The 17305-nt window shown below is 69.5% G+C and carries 13 protein-coding genes; 8 read left to right on the top strand and 5 right to left on the bottom strand.

Translation table 11 applies throughout. The features are described 5' to 3' along the window. The first annotated feature begins 22 nt into the window (after positions 1–22). The 5 genes from ACZ7CF_RS24135 (at position 23) to ACZ7CF_RS24115 (ending at position 6201) form a co-directional block, all read left to right on the top strand. Positions 23–2116 (top strand): helix-turn-helix transcriptional regulator, encoded by a 2094-nt coding sequence (locus ACZ7CF_RS24135; RefSeq protein WP_470370649.1) that lies wholly within the window; start codon positions 23–25, stop codon positions 2114–2116. Further along, on the top strand, positions 2113–3096 hold the full coding sequence (locus tag ACZ7CF_RS24130) for a hypothetical protein (protein WP_458430795.1): 984 nt from the start codon (positions 2113–2115) through the stop codon (positions 3094–3096). The genes ACZ7CF_RS24135 and ACZ7CF_RS24130 overlap by 4 nt, the downstream gene beginning before the upstream one ends. Continuing rightward, positions 3096–3980 carry a DUF6339 family protein gene (locus ACZ7CF_RS24125; protein ID WP_470370648.1) on the top strand — a complete coding sequence of 295 codons (885 nt, stop codon included), beginning with the start codon at positions 3096–3098 and terminating at the stop codon, positions 3978–3980. The genes ACZ7CF_RS24130 and ACZ7CF_RS24125 overlap by 1 nt, the downstream gene beginning before the upstream one ends. A 113-nt stretch (positions 3981–4093) precedes the next feature. Then, the gene (locus ACZ7CF_RS24120) at positions 4094–5059 is read left to right on the top strand and encodes a DNA cytosine methyltransferase (protein ID WP_470370647.1); all 966 of its coding nucleotides are present in this window, start codon (positions 4094–4096) and stop codon (positions 5057–5059) included. Between the two features lie 47 nt (positions 5060–5106). Next, positions 5107–6201 carry a DNA cytosine methyltransferase gene (locus tag ACZ7CF_RS24115; RefSeq protein WP_458430798.1) on the top strand — a complete coding sequence of 365 codons (1095 nt, stop codon included), beginning with the start codon at positions 5107–5109 and terminating at the stop codon, positions 6199–6201. A 46-nt stretch (positions 6202–6247) separates the two neighbouring features. On the opposite strand, the gene ACZ7CF_RS24110 is transcribed toward ACZ7CF_RS24115, so the two are convergent. Next, positions 6248–6937 carry a hypothetical protein gene (locus tag ACZ7CF_RS24110; protein WP_470370646.1) on the bottom strand — a complete coding sequence of 230 codons (690 nt, stop codon included), beginning with the start codon at positions 6935–6937 and terminating at the stop codon, positions 6248–6250. A 97-nt stretch (positions 6938–7034) separates the two neighbouring features. Between ACZ7CF_RS24110 and ACZ7CF_RS24105 the strand changes: the two genes are divergently transcribed. Continuing rightward, positions 7035–7610: a DUF4232 domain-containing protein gene (locus ACZ7CF_RS24105; RefSeq protein WP_470370645.1), complete on the top strand. Its 576-nt coding sequence runs from the start codon at positions 7035–7037 to the stop codon at positions 7608–7610. Positions 7611–7692: 82 nt separating this feature from the next. Beyond that, a complete protein-coding gene (locus ACZ7CF_RS24100) occupies positions 7693–8301 on the top strand; it encodes a LysE family translocator (RefSeq protein WP_470370644.1) in 609 nt (202 codons plus the stop codon). A gap of 19 nt (positions 8302–8320) precedes the next feature. Here the strand turns inward: ACZ7CF_RS24100 and ACZ7CF_RS24095 are convergent, their stop codons facing one another. The 4 genes from ACZ7CF_RS24095 to ACZ7CF_RS24080 form a co-directional block, all read right to left on the bottom strand. Next, entirely contained in the window at positions 8321–10441 is a 2121-nt protein-coding gene (locus ACZ7CF_RS24095) for an ATP-binding protein (RefSeq protein ID WP_470370643.1), read from the bottom strand. A gap of 93 nt (positions 10442–10534) precedes the next feature. Next, positions 10535–13012: a phosphatidylglycerol lysyltransferase domain-containing protein gene (locus ACZ7CF_RS24090; protein WP_470370642.1), complete on the bottom strand. Its 2478-nt coding sequence runs from the start codon at positions 13010–13012 to the stop codon at positions 10535–10537. Further along, a complete protein-coding gene (locus tag ACZ7CF_RS24085; RefSeq protein WP_470370641.1) occupies positions 13009–14310 on the bottom strand; it encodes an alpha/beta hydrolase in 1302 nt (433 codons plus the stop codon). Before ACZ7CF_RS24085 ends, ACZ7CF_RS24090 begins: the two co-directional genes overlap by 4 nt. A 91-nt stretch (positions 14311–14401) precedes the next feature. Next, the gene (locus tag ACZ7CF_RS24080; protein WP_470370640.1) at positions 14402–15340 is read right to left on the bottom strand and encodes an iron-containing alcohol dehydrogenase; all 939 of its coding nucleotides are present in this window, start codon (positions 15338–15340) and stop codon (positions 14402–14404) included. 99 nt (positions 15341–15439) lie between these two features. Here ACZ7CF_RS24080 and ACZ7CF_RS24075 point away from each other — a divergent pair, with 99 nt between their 5' ends. Continuing rightward, positions 15440–17290, top strand: coding sequence for a Xaa-Pro dipeptidyl-peptidase (locus ACZ7CF_RS24075; protein ID WP_458430806.1), 1851 nt, complete (start codon positions 15440–15442; stop codon positions 17288–17290). Positions 17291–17305: the final 15 nt, after the last annotated feature.

The raw sequence follows: 17305 nt of genomic DNA, 5'->3' as shown, positions 1-17305 counted from the left end.
AGTCGGGAGGGTCGCAGTCGCGATGAGTCCACAGCAGGGCGAGAATTTCGGCCCCTGGTTGGCCCGTCAGCTCCGCAAGACGGGCATGACCCAAGCCCAGCTCGCTGACGATCTGAAGATCACCAGGGCTGCGGTGTCCGCATGGGTCAACGGTCGCGCCGAGCCTCGACCGGACACCCAGCGCAGGATCGCCGAGATTCTCGGCACCGACTCCGCTTCGGTCTACAACCGCACGGACGTGGTGCTGCAGACGCCGCCGCAGTGGCATCACCGGTCGGCGCACAGGGACGGTGGTCGCGAGTACGGAAATGCCGCCGCTTTCGCGTTTGACGCGAACTTGACCGCGCTGGCACGCGAGGCGACGCAGAACTCCCTGGACGAGCGGTATGACACCAGCCGGCCGGTGCGAGTGCGCTACACGTTGCACGAACTCACCGGTGAGCACCTCGATGCGTTCCTCGCCGCGATCCGCTGGAGCGACCTGCGTGAGCACTACGACCAGGCCGCGGCCGCAGAGCAAAAGGTCTCGCGCAGTCTGAAGGCTGCGCTGGACGACCTGGACGAGAGCAGGAGCCTGGTCCTGCTCAAGGTTGACGACTACAACGCGGCCGGACTCACCGGCGACGAGTACGGGAACGGTCGGTACACGGCCGTGGTCCGCAGGCAGCTGGACAGCTTCAAGGAGAGCGGCACCAAGGCAGCCGGCTCGTACGGCCTCGGAAAGGTGACCCTGTGGGCCACGAGCCGGTTCAGCCTGGTGCTGATCAACTCGACGCTTTCGGAACCCTATGAGGGCCACAGCGAGAGACGGCTCGTCGGGCGCCTGGACCTGCCGTGGCGCGAGGTCGGCGGCAAGGCATACGCAGGTCCGGCGTGGTTTGGGCAGGCCGACACACAACCCGAGCGGGAAGAGGTCTCCCGGTCGTGGTGGGCGGACGAGCAGACTGTGCGCGATCTCCACTTGGAGCGGCTCACCGATGAGCCCGGTACTTCCTTCCTCATCGTCGGCGCGCATGACGCGTCGGGCACGGCCGAGACGCTTCAGCAGATGCACGAGAAGCTGGTGAAGTCGCTCGCGGACGGGTTTTGGGCGGCAATGATCGGTGGGCAGGACGCCGGTCCGTTGCTGGAGGCGAGCGTTGTGACCATGCGGAACGGCCGGGTGTTCAAAGACGAAGAACGAGTCGATCCACACATGGCGCATCCTGCGTTGAGCCGTGCGTTCGAGGCGTATCTCAATCGGGAGACGGTCGACGAGTTGACCTCGAACGTTGATGTCGCGCGGGCTGATGTGACGCTCTCCGTACCGCCACTCCGGTCGGAACGGAGGAAGGAAGGTGGAGGTGACCACCGAGCCGTACTGCTGGTCACCCCTGCCGGTGAGGACGACGATCCGGTCAACCAGGTCGTGTACATGCGGGGAAGCCGGATGACGGTGATGCGGAAGCGACCACGTGAGCTTCCGTTGGGGGCGACTCGGTTCCACGCCGTGTTGCTCGCCGGCTACGCCACCGGTCGCGAGGGGCAGGAGGTGGAACTGGCTGAGCAGTTCCTCCGTGCGTCCGAACCTCCCGAGCACAACAGCTGGGAGTACACCGAAGAACTGACAGCTGTGTATGCGCGCGGCGCGCTCAGTCGGCTCAAGGAGTTCCGCGTCGAGATCGAGAAGACGGTTCGTCAGCTCGTCGGACGCCGCACGAGCACGGGCGCAGACGGGCCCGCGGTGTTGCGGGAGTTGCTCCGGCTGGACGGTTTCGGTCCTTCGGGTTCTCGCCGTTCGCAGGGCGTTCCGACGGTGCGGATCACTGACGGTCACCTCGACGACGCCGGTGCCTGGCACGTCCTGGTTGACCTGAAGCTCCCCGAGGCCGCCGATCCGTGGCTGCTCACCCCTGTCGCGAAGTTCGACGTCCGGTCCGGAGGTCGTCCAGTGGTGAAGTGGAAGCAGCTGATGCAAGGACAGAACTGTCGAGAGGAGGGCGGGAACCTCGTGATCGAGGCTGGCGTGCGCTCGGCGTCGTTCTCCGGCACGACCGATCCTGCCAGCCACCCCGTTCACGCCAGCTTGGCCGGTCTGGTCATCGATGTGCAGAAGGCTCGCGGAGGTGCGGCGTGAGGCCTTATCTCCCTTACAAGACGCTGTTCGACCCGGCAGTCCTGGAAGTCGCATCCGTTGCGGTGGACGGCAGAGCGCTTCCGTATGCGCAGATCTCCAGGACCGACCAGGCTGTCGCGCTGCACCAAGCCGGGCGAGGCGAGTGGAGTGTCGCGACGTTGCAGCTCAAGGCCGAGTTGCCGGAGCACGAGCTGGCCGATGGCCCTTGGTCCAATGTCGTCTGTCTCGCGGTGCTGTCCGAGAACAGGACGAACGTGCGTAGCAGCAGCCGTCTCGTCAGAGAGGACGACGGGACCTGGCGAGGGGAAATCGATCTGGTGCGAGCCCAGCACTTCAGCAGGGCGGTGCTCTCACTGGTCGTGACCGGTGACATCGGAGGTGTGTCCGGCCGAGTCATCGGGAAGGCAGAAGCACCCTGGTACGTCGACCTCAAGGAAGCGACTCCGCGCCGACAGCGCGACGTCAAGGTTGTGGAGATCGACTTCCGGGAAGGGCCGGAGGAGTGGCTTCGACCGTACAAGGACGCCGGCTGGCTTGTCTCCACGGTCAACGACCCGGAGATCCCGATCGTCTACTTGAACACCGCAGGAGTGGAAGGTCTTGTCGAGGTGTTGAACGGCGCAGGCGGTTCGACCGCGGAGAAGGTGGTGCGGGACGTAGCGGCGAGTCAGATCTCGCAAGACGCCTGGACCGCCATGTTCCACACCGCGGTGAGCCATCTCGACCAGGACGAGGACGGCACACCGATCATGCCGGCCGGCTGGCGGGAGTCGGTGCTGCGCGCGATGTTGCCGGACGTGCTGCCCGGCAGGCAGCTCACAGACGCGTTGCATGAGATCAGCGAGCGCCGTACCAGCGGTGCGGGGTGGCCGGAGCTGCAGACGAACATCCAGTACGCGGCCGGCAGGCGGAGCCAGGCGGCCAAAAAGTTGACCAGTGCTGTTCGCACGGTTCACCGCGAGGAGAGGAGCGGGTCCTGATGACCCCGGCTCGACCTGTTGACTGTCCGGCCGTCCTCGGGCTTCTGTCCAATGCTGCGGCCACGAAGTACCTCGGTCCTGCTTTGCAGGCAGGACTGGACTACTCGCCGAACGCGTTGCGCAGGAACGTCCAGGAGCTGCCCGCTGGAGACGCGAGGTGGCGAACGGAGCCTGTGCGCGTACTGGTAGACGAAGCGATGCACAGGTTCGAGGACCAGCGACCCAAAGCGGACTCGTGGCTGGCTCCGCGGTTGCACGCGACGTTGCGGCTGACCCGCGCCGAGGCCGCGGACAGCCGTTTCTGGAACTACCTGGCCATGCTCGTTGCCCCTGACTACGTGGTCTGGCGGCACGAGAAGAAGAGCGGTGCAGCGAGCGCCTCCAGGTTCAGCGGGTCGCTTGACGTTCAAGCGTTCTCGCGCTTGTGGTGGGCGGCGGAAATGTTCCGCGCCGGCCCCGACTACCGGCTCGTGGGAAAAATGTTCGGTTACCAGGATGTCGTGAACAGCATCTTGCGACTGGACATCATCAATCATCGCCCTACGGCGGCGGCGATGCTGCGTGTCGTGGAACGGCTCATTGACGAAGGCGCGCCGAAACTCTCCGACCAGATCAACGCGTTGTCGGCGGCGGTCAATGCCGCTGGAAGCACTTTGATCTTCGATGTGATCGCCCCGGACACTCCCGTCGACCACGACGCGGTGCACGACTGGATCGCCGAGGCCGCGCACATGGCCGAAGTGCCGTGGGACCGGTTGCCGGACGGGCCGGACGACGGTGTGGTCAACAAACGCGCCGTGGACGTCCTGGTTCCGATGTTCGAGAAGCTCCTGGCCGAAGCGCCCCTTCGTGTCAGGAAGAAGAAGGAGGACGACGACGAGTAGGACGAACTGGTCGGGGACGTCGATCAAGGCTGGATTCAGCGCAAGGGGTGGATTTCTGCGTGCGTGCGGTATCGAAGGCTATTCCGGGAGAAGCAGCTCTGGGGCGAACTCGCTTGAGGTCGCTGGAAATCTGTGCGGGAGGAGGAGGTCAGGCGCTCGGGTTGGAGCGTGCAGGATTCGATCCCGTTCTGCTCATCGACAACAAAGACGTCGCCGTCGAAACGTTGCTGATGAACCGTCCGGACTGGGACGTCCGGCAGATCGATCTCATCGACTTCGACCCGGCTGACAACCAGCACGTCTACGACGTCGACCTGCTTGCGGCAGGTCTGCCACGTGTGGAGGCATCGTCCTCGAACAGTCGGCCGCGTGGAAGTGATGAAGAACTGGCGCTCCTCCATGCCACGGTCATGTTGATGCACGGCGTGCAGCCGCGGGCTTTGTTGGTCGAGAACGTGCCAGACCTCGTGACGAGGGAGCGGTACGAGGATGCGCGCCGCGACATCGAGGCCGAACTCACCCACCTCGGTTACCAAGCCCGTTGGCTTGTGGTGAACGCTGCGGACTACGGTGTGCCGCAAGACCGCAAACAAGGCGTTCTCGTGGCGTTCAAAGACAGGCCGGCGGACTCGTTCGAGGTGCCTCCGGTGGCGGATCCACCACCGTCGGTGGGTCGTGCCTTGCTGCAGTCCATGGCGTCGCGGGGGTGGGAGCAGGCGCAGGACTGGGCCGAGCAGGCCGACCGCGTGGCACCCACGCTGGTCGGTGGCTCGTGGAAGCGTGGAGGGCCTGATCTCGGTCCCACCGGATCGAAGCGGGCATGGGCCTCGATGGGCGTGAACGGCGGATCGCTGGCGGACGTACCGCCCGGCGCCGACTTCCACTGGGACCCGGCCGCCGGACCTGTCGGCATGGTCAAGCTGACAGTTGGCCAGGCAGCACTCCTGCAGGGGTTCCCGGCGGAGTGGCGCTTCGCAGGTGGCAAGACCAAGCAGTACCGCCAGATCGGGAACGCATCACCGCCGCCTGTCGCGCACGCGCTCGGGCAAGCGATTCGTCGGGTTCTGGAAGGACACTGACCCGGCACTCCCGATCGCGGGTGCGGTACCGGATAAACTCCGACCTCATGACCCCTGAACAGCCCGTGTCCCTTGAACCGGGGCAGATCCACATGGTGGATCTCTTCGCCGGCCCTGGAGGGCTGGACGTTGCCGCACATTGGCTGGGCATGGCGGTGGACGGGATCGAGTGGGACGTCAGCGCGTGCGCTACCCGCGCCAAGGCGGGCTTGCGCACCTGGCAAGCGGATGTTCGGGAGCACAAGCCCGCCGACTTCGATACTGCGACAGTGCTCGCCGGCGGGCCCCCGTGCCAGACCTACACCGTTGCAGGCGGTGGTGCTGGTCGGCGTGCGCTGGAGCAGGTACTCCGCTTCGTGAAGCGCATGGCGGCAGGGGAGAACGTCAAGGAGAGCCTCGCTGAGCTCGACGACGTCCGCACGGGACTCGTGTTGGAGCCGTTGCGCTGGGCGTTGGAAGCCGTTCAGGACGGCCGGCCCTACGAGGCGATCATCCTCGAACAGGTTCCGGCGGTCCTCCCGGTCTGGCACGCGGTGCGGGAGGCCTTGGAAGGCGTTGGGTACAAAGCAGATTGTGGAATTCTGCACACAGAGATGTTCGGGGTTCCACAGACACGTCGACGTGCCATTCTGATCGCCCGTCGTGACCGGAAGCCGAGTCTTCCCGCACCGACGCACCGTCGGTACCGCAAAGGCGTCCCTGCCACAGAGGGAGATCCACAGCTGCTGCCCTGGGAGACGATGGGGCGCGCGGTCAAACGGGACTCGCCATACGTGGTCATCTCCAACTACGGCACCGGTGGAGACCCGAAGCTCCGCGGCAGGCGCACCTCTGGCGAACCGGCGGCCACGGTCACCGGCAAGGTGTCGCGCAACCGCTTGGTGACGCCTGACGAGGAAGCTCTCGAACGGTTCAGCCTTCCCGAGGCCGGTCGTTTGCAGACGTTCCCGGTCGACTACCCGTGGTCAGGCAAGGACGTCTCCCAACAGATCGGCAATGCCATTCCGCCCAGGCTGGCCGCACACGTGCTCGCCGCGGCCATGGGCTGGACGCTCGATGAGCAGGCTCTGGACGCAGCGGTGAACGGAAGCTGGGATGTGACCAAAGATGCCAAGCCTCTGATCGCGAGGCGAACTGGCTGACCTTTCGCCTTTTCCGCTGACGTACGGAACTCGGAGTCAAGCCCGCTCAGGAGAACGCGATGGACCGCGCCGACCGCAACGCCCTGTCCACGTCCCGCCAGTAGGCGCGGAAGCCGGCTGGCGCCGACCGGGCGTGCTCGCCGCCCTCCGCGCGCAGGAGGTCCATGTGCTCGGCCGTGAGGATGACGAAGAACTCCCACCGGTTCTGCCCGGTCATCGCCGGAACGGCGCGGTCGCGCCCGCGTTCCAGCTCGCGGTGCACCATCTTGAGGTCCAGCAGCCGTTCGCACTGCGCCGAGTCCCGTGCCGCGTCGGTCAGGGTGCCCACCAGCGCGATCAGCCGGTCGTAGTCGTCGAGCAGCAGCTCGACGGTGTAGGTGGAGCGGTGCGTGCTGACCCGGTTCTCCTGCTTGCGCCGCCACCAGACCGGCGCGAGGTCGTGCGCGGGGACGTCCCCGTCCTCGCGCAGCCGCCGGGCCAGCTCGCGCAGGTTCCCGTCGCCGGCGTGCTCCCGGTACTCGAACGCGACCGCCCGCAACGAGGTCCGGTCCGGGTGCAGCGTGCTGAAGTGCTGCAGCAGCACCGACTGGTCCTCTTCGGACAGCGTGCCCCACTCGCCGTACGGCCCTCCGCAGGCCTCCGCGAGCTCGTCGAGGCACAGGGCGGCCGCGAAGAGCTCGTCACCGCCCCACTCCTCGTTGATCCACCGGACGAAGCCGGGATGCGCGGCGTTCATCGGTATCCCTCCCCGGAGCAGAGGGTAGCGCCGCGGCGGAACGCCAGCCGGTGCCAAATCAATGACATCTCCTCCGGTCACGGGCATGATCGGTCGCATGAGATCTGGGGGCGGAGCTCTTCTGGCGGTGGTGACCGCGCTCGTCGCACTGGCGTCGTGCGGCAGGCACACGGCGTTGCGGCAGGAACCGGTGCTTCCGCCACCCGCGCTGACCACGGCGGCACCGGCGGAACCGGCCTGCACCGGCGGCCTGCGGTTCACCACGAGTGGCGGCGACGCGGCCACCGGCCTGCGTGTGATGGCGGTCGAGGTGGTCAACTGCGGCATCGAACCGGTGCAGCTCAACGGCCACCCGCAGGTGCGCCTGCTCGACGAGCGCTGGCAGCCGCTGGACGTGGCGGTCCTGCCGGGTTCCGGCGGCATCGCACGGCTCGAAGGCTTCGACGACCCGTCACAACCGATCACCGTGCAACCGGGCGAGCGCGCGCGTTCGGCGATCCTCTGGCGGAACACGCACACCACGCTCGACCCGCCGCAGGTCGGCAGCCACGTCGACCTGGCGGCCGCACCCGGCGGCGCCTGGCAGTCGCTGGTTCCGGTCGCACCCGAGCGCAGCATCAACATCGACCTGGGCAGCACGGGCCGCATCGGTGTGCGGGCGTGGTACCGCTGAGGTCCACTGTGGATGGTGTCGCGCACGTGTCGGCCGGGTAAATTCTTCCGGCACCGCAGCGTTTCCGTGTTCTGATGGCCGCATGTCGACCACCGCACTGCTGAGCTTCACGCTCGTCGCGCTGCTCACCGTCATCACCCCGGGCCTGGAGACCCTGCTGGTGCTGCGGACGGCCCTGCTCGTCGGCCGGCGCGCGGCGCTGGGCGTCGTGGTCGGCAGCACCCTGGGCTGCCTGGTGTGGGCGGCGGCGGGGCTGGCCGGTCTGACCGCGCTGCTGACGGCGTCCGAGCTCGCCTACGACCTGGTCCGCGTCCTCGGCGCCGCCTACCTGGTGTACCTGGGCGTGAAGGCGCTGTGGACCGCCCGCACACCCGTCGACCTCGACGAACCGGCCCCGGTCCCGTCGGTCCGCGCCGCCGTGCGCGTCGGCCTGCTGACGAACCTGCTCAACCCCAAACCCGGCGTCTTCTACCTCTCGCTGCTGCCGCAGTTCCTGCCCGCGTCCGCACCGTCGTGGGGCGTGCTGCTCGTCGCCATTCACCTCGGCATCGGCCTGCTGTGGTTCCCGGTCCTCATCGGCCTGGCCGCCCGCGCCCGCGCCTTCCTGCTGCGCCGGCGACTCCTGCTCGACCAGCTCACCGCCACCGTGCTGATCGCGCTGGGGCTGAAACTGGCCGCCGAGACGCGGTGAGCCGGTGCCGGCGAACCGGCTACCAGCGGCGGTCGGGGTCGTCGCCGGTCACCGACCGGTGCCACGCCGCCAGCGCCACCCGGCTGGGCAGGCCCAGCTTCGTGCGGATGTTGACCACGTGCCGGTCCGCCGTCCTGGGTGAGATGAAGAGGCGGGCGCCGATCTGCTTGGCCGAGAAGCCGTCGGCCACCAGGCCCGCGATCGTGAACTCCTGCCTGGTCAGACCGCCGGGCAGGGTCGGTCGGGGCGGGCGGCGCTCGGAGTCGGGCACCGGTTCCAGCGCGAGCTCCATCGCCTGGTCGGGGCGCAGGTCGGCGCCCAGGGTGGCGATCACCGGGTGGTCGTCGCCCAGTGCGCGGCGGACGGTGCGGTCCGCGCGTTCCAGCAGGACGCGGAACGGGGTCAGGCCGGCGAAGGAGATCCGGGTGGTGCGCTCCTGCGACCGCAGCGCGCCCAGCAGGCGGGTCGCGCGGTCGTGGGCGCCCAGTTCGGCGCAGGTGCACGCGAGCAGCCACAGGCTGTGGGCGGGACCGTGGGTGTCGCCGAGGGTGAGCTGGATGCGCAATGCCTCCGCGGCGTGCGGGTGCGCGAGGGCGGGGTCGCCGTGCAGCAGTTCGTAGAGGCCGCGGTGCCACAGCGCCCACGCGGTCGACCAGGCCACCCCGGTGCTCTTCGCGGCCAGCGCGGTCGTCGCCTTGTCGGCGGCCTCGGCGTCGAGCAGGAGGCAGGAGGCGGTGGCGAGGAACAGCTCGATCACGTACGTGTCGCCCGGCGCCGAGCGTTCCCTGGACAGCTCGGCGAGGCGCTCGTACACCGGCACGCAGTCAGCCGAGCCCGCCACGAGGAAGAGCTGCGTCGCCTCCACCCACATCAGGTCCACATCGGACTCCGGATCCGGTGGCAGCCCGCGCAACTCGCTCAGCAACGGGCCCGCCGCCGCGAGGTCGCCCTGCGTCAGGGCCAGCAATGCCTGGTGCGCGGCCAGCGACGTCCGCAGCGGCGGTCGGACGGCCTCGCGTGCGATGGCCAGCAGGTCCTGGAACTGGCCGAGCACGCCCGTGAGAACGGGGAACCGGGTCCGCCCCAGGTCGATCAGCATCGTCGCGCCGGTGGGCGCCAGGCCGGGGGAGCGCAGCGCGTACCCGATGGCGGTCCGGAGGTTGGGCCACTCCTCCCGCAGGCGCGCGACCCACCGCGAGTCGTCCGGTGAGAACCACGACCTCGCGGCCTCCTCCGCCACCGCGCTGTAGTGCCGCACATGTCTGCGCCGCACGACATCGGGGTCCGTCAGCAGACCCGTACCGAACCGCGCGACCGTGTCCTGCAGCCGGTACCGCGTCCGCTCCGCCACCGGGTTCGCCGACGCCGTCACGAGCGCCTTGTCCACCAGCGCGGACAGCGATATCTCCCTGCCGCACAACGCTGTCGCCGCGGCGAGGTCGAAGTCCGCCGGGAACACCGACAGCGCCGCCCACAGCTCGCGCTCCTCGTCGGAGCAGTTCCGCGCCACCCACTCCAGCACCGGTGCGCGCACCGGCTCACCCGGTCGCGTCGCGGCCAGCTCGACCGCCAGCGGCGTCCCGTCCAACGCCTCCGGCAGCCCTGCCTCGGCGACCGCCACCCGGTCGCGGAACAGCGCCAGCGCATCATCGGCGGACAACGGCGGCACGAGCAGCACGCACTCGCCGTACAGGTTCAGCGGCGCACGCGAGGTCACCAGGACCGTGAGCCCCTCGCAGTGGCGCAACAGGTGGTGCACCAGGTCCCGCACGGCGTCGAGCAGGTGGTCGCACCCGTCCAGCACGAGCATCAAGTGCTTGTCGTACAACGCCTCCACGAGCCGGCAGGGGCCGGCGTCCCGCCCGTTGTCGACGACGCGCAGCCCGGCCGCGACCGTCCTCGCCAGCAGCGCCGGGTCGTCGAGCTCGCCCAGCGGCACCAGCCACACCCCGTGCTGGAACGCGGTGTCGTCCCGCACCGCGCGCGCCGTCTCGACCGCGATCCGCGTCTTGCCCACACCGCCCGTGCCGACCAGCGTCACCAGCCGCGACCGGCCGAGCAGCGCCCTGGCCTCGGCCAGCTCGGCGTGCCGGCCGATGAACGTCGTGGGCCGGTCGAGCAGATCGTCCCGCACGGTCATCGGCGCATCCTTGCCCAGCTCGCGCGCGCCACGGCGAGAAGGATCGACTCACCACCCTTTCGGCCTAGCACTCTCACCCGGCGCGCCCACAGGTCAGCGCACGGGCGCGGGCTCGCGGTCGCGGGAACGGATGATCATCTTGCCGGCCAGGCGGACGCCCTGCCGCGCGTTCAGGTGCGGCAGGTAGGCGCGGCTCACCGCGTTGGCGATGCGGGGCAGCGCAGCCGAGTCCGGGTAGGCCATGAACATCGGCCGGTAGGTCGGCTGGAACTTCGCCTTGAACGCGAACAGCGACCGGAACCCGTACACCGGCTCCAGCACCTGCCCGGTGAGGTCCAGCACGCGCTGCACCCCGCGCGGGGGTTCGCCGCGGTCGAGGCGGGCCAGCGGGGCACCGGACAGGCTGAGGAACCGCGCGCCCTCCTCCTTCAGCGACGTCGCGGCGGAGGCGATCAGGAACTCCATCGAGCCGCGGAACCCCTCCGAGCGTCGGCGCATGAAGTCCAGCGTCCAGCCCACGACCTCGCCGTCGGCGTAGACCGGCAGCCAGCTCGTGACACCGTGCACCGTGCGGTCGGCGTCGACCGCTATCAGGCAGCGCACCCCCTCTCCGGTCAGCTCCTCCAGCCCGCCGAGCGTGAACCCCATCTCGGGCAGGCCCTTGTCCGCCACCCACTCCGCCGAGATCGACCGGATCTGGTCGGTGATCGCGAACGGCGCGTCGGCGAAGGTGCACCACTCCGCGGTGATGCCCGCCTTCGCCGCCTTGTTCAGCGCGGTGCGGACGTCCTGCCACTTCTTGCCCGTGAAGCTCAGCGCCTCCAGCTCCACCACGGTGTCCTCGGCGACCTGCACGGCCGACCAGCCGAGGCCCGCCACCGCGTCCCTGGTCGCCGCGCCCACGCTGTACAGGCACGGCGTCCAGCCGTTGCGCGCGCAGAACTCGGCGAACCCGCGCACGGCCGCGAGCGGCGCCGGACCGATCGGGTCGCCGACGGTCAGCGCGATCGTCGCGACCACCCGGTACGCGATGGCCGTCTCGCCGTCGGGCGTGAACCAGTACTGGTTGCCGCGCCACGTCGTCATGTACGACAACGACGAACCGCCGTGGCGCCGCATCAACGCACGCGCGCGCTCGGCCGCCTCGGTGCACGCGGTCGGCCAGGAACGCCACGACGCCATCAGCAGACCGGCGAGCGCGATCAGCCAGAACACCACGCCGGTGTACTCGAACAGCAGCGCGCCCACGAACCCGTCCGCCGAGAACTGCAACGGCACGAGCCCGACCAGGTACCCCGGCGGCAGGAACCGCGCGGGCAGGTCGGCGAGCAGCTCGGAGAACCCCGGCGCCGGCGTGAGCTCGTCGCGCACCAGGTACCCGCCGAACACGTACAGCGCCGACAGCAGCGCCACACTGCCCAGCGTGAACCGCCAGAACCGCACCACGGCACGCCGGGGCAGCGCGACGTCGAAGTGACGACGCGTCACCAGCAGCACGACCGTGATCGCGAGCGGCACCAGCATCGGCACGCTGTACGAGAACGCCAGGTCCAGCGCCCCGCGTTCGGGGATCTGCGCCGCCTCCACGACGTACCACCCGATGAACGCCGCGTACGCCGCGTTGCAGACCAGCGCCGACCACCACGCGAACCGCCGTCCGCGCCGCAGGCCTTCCGCGAGCACCAGCAGCAGCATCGCCGGCAGCACCGACATCACCAGCGCCGGGAACCGCCCGTACGACAGCTGGACCAGCATCGTCCGGCACAGGTCCACCGCGTCCGGGTTGCCGCACACGACCGCCACCTCGTCCTGCGACGGCTGCACGACCGCCACGACGTCGGCGAACCACCACAGCGGACCGTCCTGGTTGGGCGACAGCATCGCCACCACCGGTCCCAGCGCCGAGGCCGCCAGCAGCAACGCCACCAGCACCCGCGTCTCCTGCAACGTGCGCGCCCTGTGCTCGCCACCTCCCTTCAGGAACAACGCTCCGACCAGCAGACCCACCACACCACCGGACAGCCGGAGCAGGTCCTCCAACCATCCCGAGTAGAGCGTAAGGACCAGCACCGACAAGATCGTGAACAAGCGCACCCGGCGCCGCCACAGCGGTGGCAGGCGGAACGTCAGCGCCAGCGCGAGCCCCACCCCGCCGATCGACGGCCCCGCGGCCACGTGGCCGACCAGCGAGTCCAGCCACCACCAGCCCGCGGCCTGCCCGAGCAGCACCCACGAGATCCCCAGGAACGCGCCGACCACGTGCGACACCAGGAAGATCGCCGCTGTCCACAGCGATCCGAACTCCCGCTCCGCCAGCGCGCCGAAGACCAGCAGGAACACCGTCGTCGCGACGTAGCCCGGCAGGTCCATCGCCCACAGCGCCGAGGTCAGCACCGTCCACGCCGGACTGTCCGTGCCGAACCCGACCCGCTCCAGCACCTCGTCGACCGGCGGCGCCAGCGTCCCGACGGTCCAGAACACCACCAGGAACGAGCACGTCAGCGGTGCCGTCCGGAACAACCGCGCGATCATCCGCCGCGCCCTGCGCGCCACGGCCACCACCCCGTTCACCTGCTCAACCCCGTCCGCGCCGCGAGCCACGGCAGCGCGTGTTCGTAAAGCCCGGCCCGCCACACGTTCCAGTCGTGCCCGCCGGGCAGCTCGTGCCGCACCACGTCCATGCCCGCCTTGCGGCAGACTTCGAGCACCAGCGCGTTCGCCTCGCGGAACCCCGGGTCGCCCAGGCCGACGACGATGACCCCCGCGGTGTGCGGGAACCGTTCGCGCGCGAGGACGTCCAGCGGGTTGACCCGAAGGAACGCCGCCTCGTCCCCGGCGAAGGCGGCCTTGACGGTCTCCTCGCGCGTGCCGAGCGTGGGCTCGGCCTGGCCGCTGAGGTCGATGAAGTTGCCGTAGACGTCCGGCGCGCGCACGGCCAGCTGGAACGAGCACGTGCCGCCGTGCGAGAACCCGCCGACGGTCCACGCCTCCCGGCGTTCGTCCACGGTCAGCCGTTTCCTGACCCACGCGGGCACGTCCCGCGCGAGGTACGTCTCCGACTGCCCGAGCTTCGAGTCGAGGCAGAGTGGGTTCGCCGTCACCGCACCGAGCTGGTCGGGCACCACCACGACCGGCGCGAGCCCGTCGTGCGCGCGTGCGAACGCGTCCATGTTCTCGACGAGCCGTCCGGCGTCGTGCCAATCGCGCGGACTGCCCGGTTGACCCGCCATCAGCACGATGACGGGCAATCGGGGCCGTGGGGTCGCCGAGTACGCCGGTGGCAGGTACACCCACGCCGGACGTGCCTTGAAGGCGCCCGGGATGTCGACCTCGGAGACCGTCCCCTTGTCCGGCAGGTCCGGCGGCTTGCGCCACACGTCGGCCAGCCGCTTGCCCGCGGGCACCTCGAGGACGGCCGAACCGGGCTTCGCGGCCTCGTCGAGGTCCACGGTCGGGTTGCTGAAGACCTCCAGCGCCGCCCGCATCGTCGGGTACTGCCCGAAGAACGCGTTCGTCGCCGTCACCGCGCTCGACACGACGACAAGAGCGGCCACCACGCTCAACGTGCGCAGGTACCACCGCCCGGCCCGCAGCCGCGCGACCGCCAGGCAGAGACCGACCAGTGCCGCGCCCAGCCACCCGAGCAGGACCGCCGGCAGCGGTTCCGGCCACGGTTTCCACACGTGGTCGACCACGTACGCCAGCCCCGCGACGACCAGCGCACAGCCCAGCACGGTCAACGGCAGCACGCGCGTCCACCACGTCCGTTTCGCCCGCATCGCCAGGAAGAGCAGCGCGACCACGCCCGCGGCAGTCGCGGCGACGGGGATCGGCCCGTGTAGCAGGGACAGATCCAAGGGGCTGGACATGCCGTCAGTTCATCAGCAGATCTACAGGTTCCACATCGGAGATTGGTCTCGGTTCGATGACGTGAACATCAGCCTTAAGGCTGACAACGCTTCAGCTGATCGGTGCGTCGCGCCACGCGTTCGCCAGCACGCGCAAGGCCTCCGGGTGCTCGGCGATCTCCGCGGCGCGGGACAAATCGGACTCCGCCAATCCCAGCTCCCGCAACGAGGTCGCGGCTCCGAACCGTGCCGCGGTGTCGTGGACGCGCCCGCCCAGGTCGGCGGGTGCGGTGTGGGGGAGCAACACCGTGTGCGTTGCGGCATGGGGCATTCCGAACGATCCACCCAAAACGTGCGCCAGTTTGTGGTGCAGCCCCATGGGAACCGACGCCAGGCACGTTCCCGCCAACCACGCCGAGTACAACAACTCGGTCCGTGCGTCCACCGTGGACGGATCGTCAGCCAGTGCGTGCAAGATGCCGTCGATGGCCTTGACGGCGATGGCGTCGATCAACGGGTTCTCGTTGCCGCGTGCCGTCACGGCGTGCGCGAGCGCGTTCACGGCGCTGGTCACCGTGACGTCCAGCGGCAGGTCCAGCGTCAGGTCGACGTCGTAGACGACCACGTCCGGCTGCACCGCCGCATCCCGCCGGGTCCTCTTCAGCCCGTTCGCCGTCTCGCCCAGCACCGGCGTGACCTCGGAGCCCGCGTAGGTCGTCGGGACGATGACCTGGGGCACGCCCGCGCGCACCGACAGCGCCTTCGCGAGCCCGGTGCCGGACCCGCCGCCGACTGACACGACGCAGTCCGCGCCGTGCTCGCGCAGCACCGCGAGCGCCCGGTCGGTGACCTCGACCGGGGTGTGCACGGTGGCGCCGGTGAACCGGGCCGCGAGCAGCGGTCCCAGCGCCTCGGCGACCCGGTCGCCGCCGTGCCGGGCGATCAGCAGGACCCGCGCGGCGCCCAAGCGCTCGACCTCGGCGGGTACGGAGGAGGAGGTGCCGCGACCGAACACGATCCGCGTGCGCGCCGGCTCGAAGGTGAAGCTCACGAGGTCGTATGTTCAGCGCCACGGGGACCGGTCGCAACTCTGCGGAACCAGACTTTCGACTCTGCTAGGTGACTTTGTCACTCCGTAGCGTGAAAGTTCATGAACCGTGCTCGTGTTGTAGTGGCGTTAGTAGGGGCCCTGACCCTCGCGCCAATCCCTGCCACAGCGGCGACACCGGCGTTCACCCTGTCCGGCGGCGTGTCCGCTCCCATCCACTCGATGGCCGACGCCGTCCGCGAGAGCGTCTGGGTCGACACCGGCCTCGACCTCGACGGCGACGGCCGCGGCGACCGCGTCACGGCCGACGTCATCAGACCCGCCACCACCGGGCGCGTGCCCGTGATCATGGACGCCAGCCCGTACTACCAGAGCGCGGGCCGCGGCAACGAGAGCGAGGTCAAGACCTACGACTCGGCCGGCGTCCCGGTGAAGTTCCCGCTCTTCTACGACAACTACTTCGTCCCGCGCGGCTACGCCGTCGTGCTGGTCGACTTCCTCGGCACGAACCGGTCGCGCGGCTGCGTCGACGTCGGCGGACGGGCGGAGATCGCGTCCGCCAGCGCCGTGATCGACTGGCTGAACGGCCGCCGGACCGGCTACACGACCGTCACCGGCAGCACGACGAAGTCCGCGAGCTGGTCGACCGGCGCCGTCGGCATGATCGGCAAGTCGTGGGACGGCTCCATCGCGAACGGCGTCGCGGCGACCGGTATCGACGGTTTGAAGACCATCGTCCCGATTGCCGCTATCAGCTCGTGGTACGACTGGTTCCGTTCCGACGGCGTCTCCTACCGCAGCTACAGCTCCCCGACGGGCCTGGGTTCGCAGTTCGAGAACTCCAACGCCAGCTCGCGCTGTGGTGCCGTGCGCACGGAGATCAACAACGGCTCTCCGGCCAACGGCGACTACACGGCCATGTGGCAGCAGCGCGACTTCGTGCGCAACGCCTCGCGTGTGAAGGCGTCCGTCTTCGCCATCCACGGCCAGAACGACCTCAACGTGAAGACGCTGCAGTACGGCCAGTTCTGGGACGCCCTGCCGGCCACCGTGCCGAAGAAGCTGTGGTTCTCGCAGACCGCGCACGTCGACCCGTTCGACTTCCGGCGCGCCGAGTGGGTGCCGACGCTGCACCGGTGGTTCGACCGCTGGCTGCTCGACGTGCCCAACGGCATCGAGAACGAGGCCCAGGCGTCCGTCGAACGCAACCCGGACCAGTGGGAGGACACGCAGACGTGGCCGCCCGCCGGGACCACCACGCAGGTGCTGCGGCCTTCTGCCGCGGGCCTCGGCACGACGCCCGGTACCGGGACCGCGGCGTTCACCGACAACGGCAGCGGCACGCCGTCCTCGTGGCTCTCCGGCTCGAACACCGGCCGGGTCGTCCACTCGACCGCGCCGCTGACGTCGGACCTGCTGGTCGCGGGCACGTCGTCGATCACGGTGGGGGTGTCGTCCTCGACGCCGACCGCGCACCTCACGGCGTACCTCGTCGACTACGGCCCGGCGCGGGTCCGCACCGGTGAGGGCATCCGCACGCTGACCGCGGAGTCGTGCTGGGGCGAGAGCCGCACCGGCGACGACGCCTGCTACCGCAACACCGAGACCACGGCGGGCAACGTCGACGCGCAGGTCATCGCGCGCGGGTGGGCCGACCTCGCGAACTACGAGTCGCGTTCCACCACGCGCACCATCACGCCGGGCACCAAGTACCGCATCACGTTCCGGCTGTCCACAACGGACCACCTCGTCCCGGCGGGCCACCGCCTGGGCCTGCTGATCGGCGGCACCGACTCCAGCGTGATCGTCGCGCCGGGTCGGCTGCCCCGGCTGACCGTGGACCTGGCGGACACCTCGGTGCGGGTCCCGATCCGCGGCACGGTGCCGGCCGCGTCCGCCGCCCCGATCACCGCGCTCAGCGTTTCCGCAGGTACGCAGAGCGCGCTGGGCTAGCTCCCCGCGTTGTCG

Source organism: Lentzea sp. NPDC036955, assembly GCF_055608005.1.
This window is presented reverse-complemented; position numbering and strand designations above follow the sequence as displayed.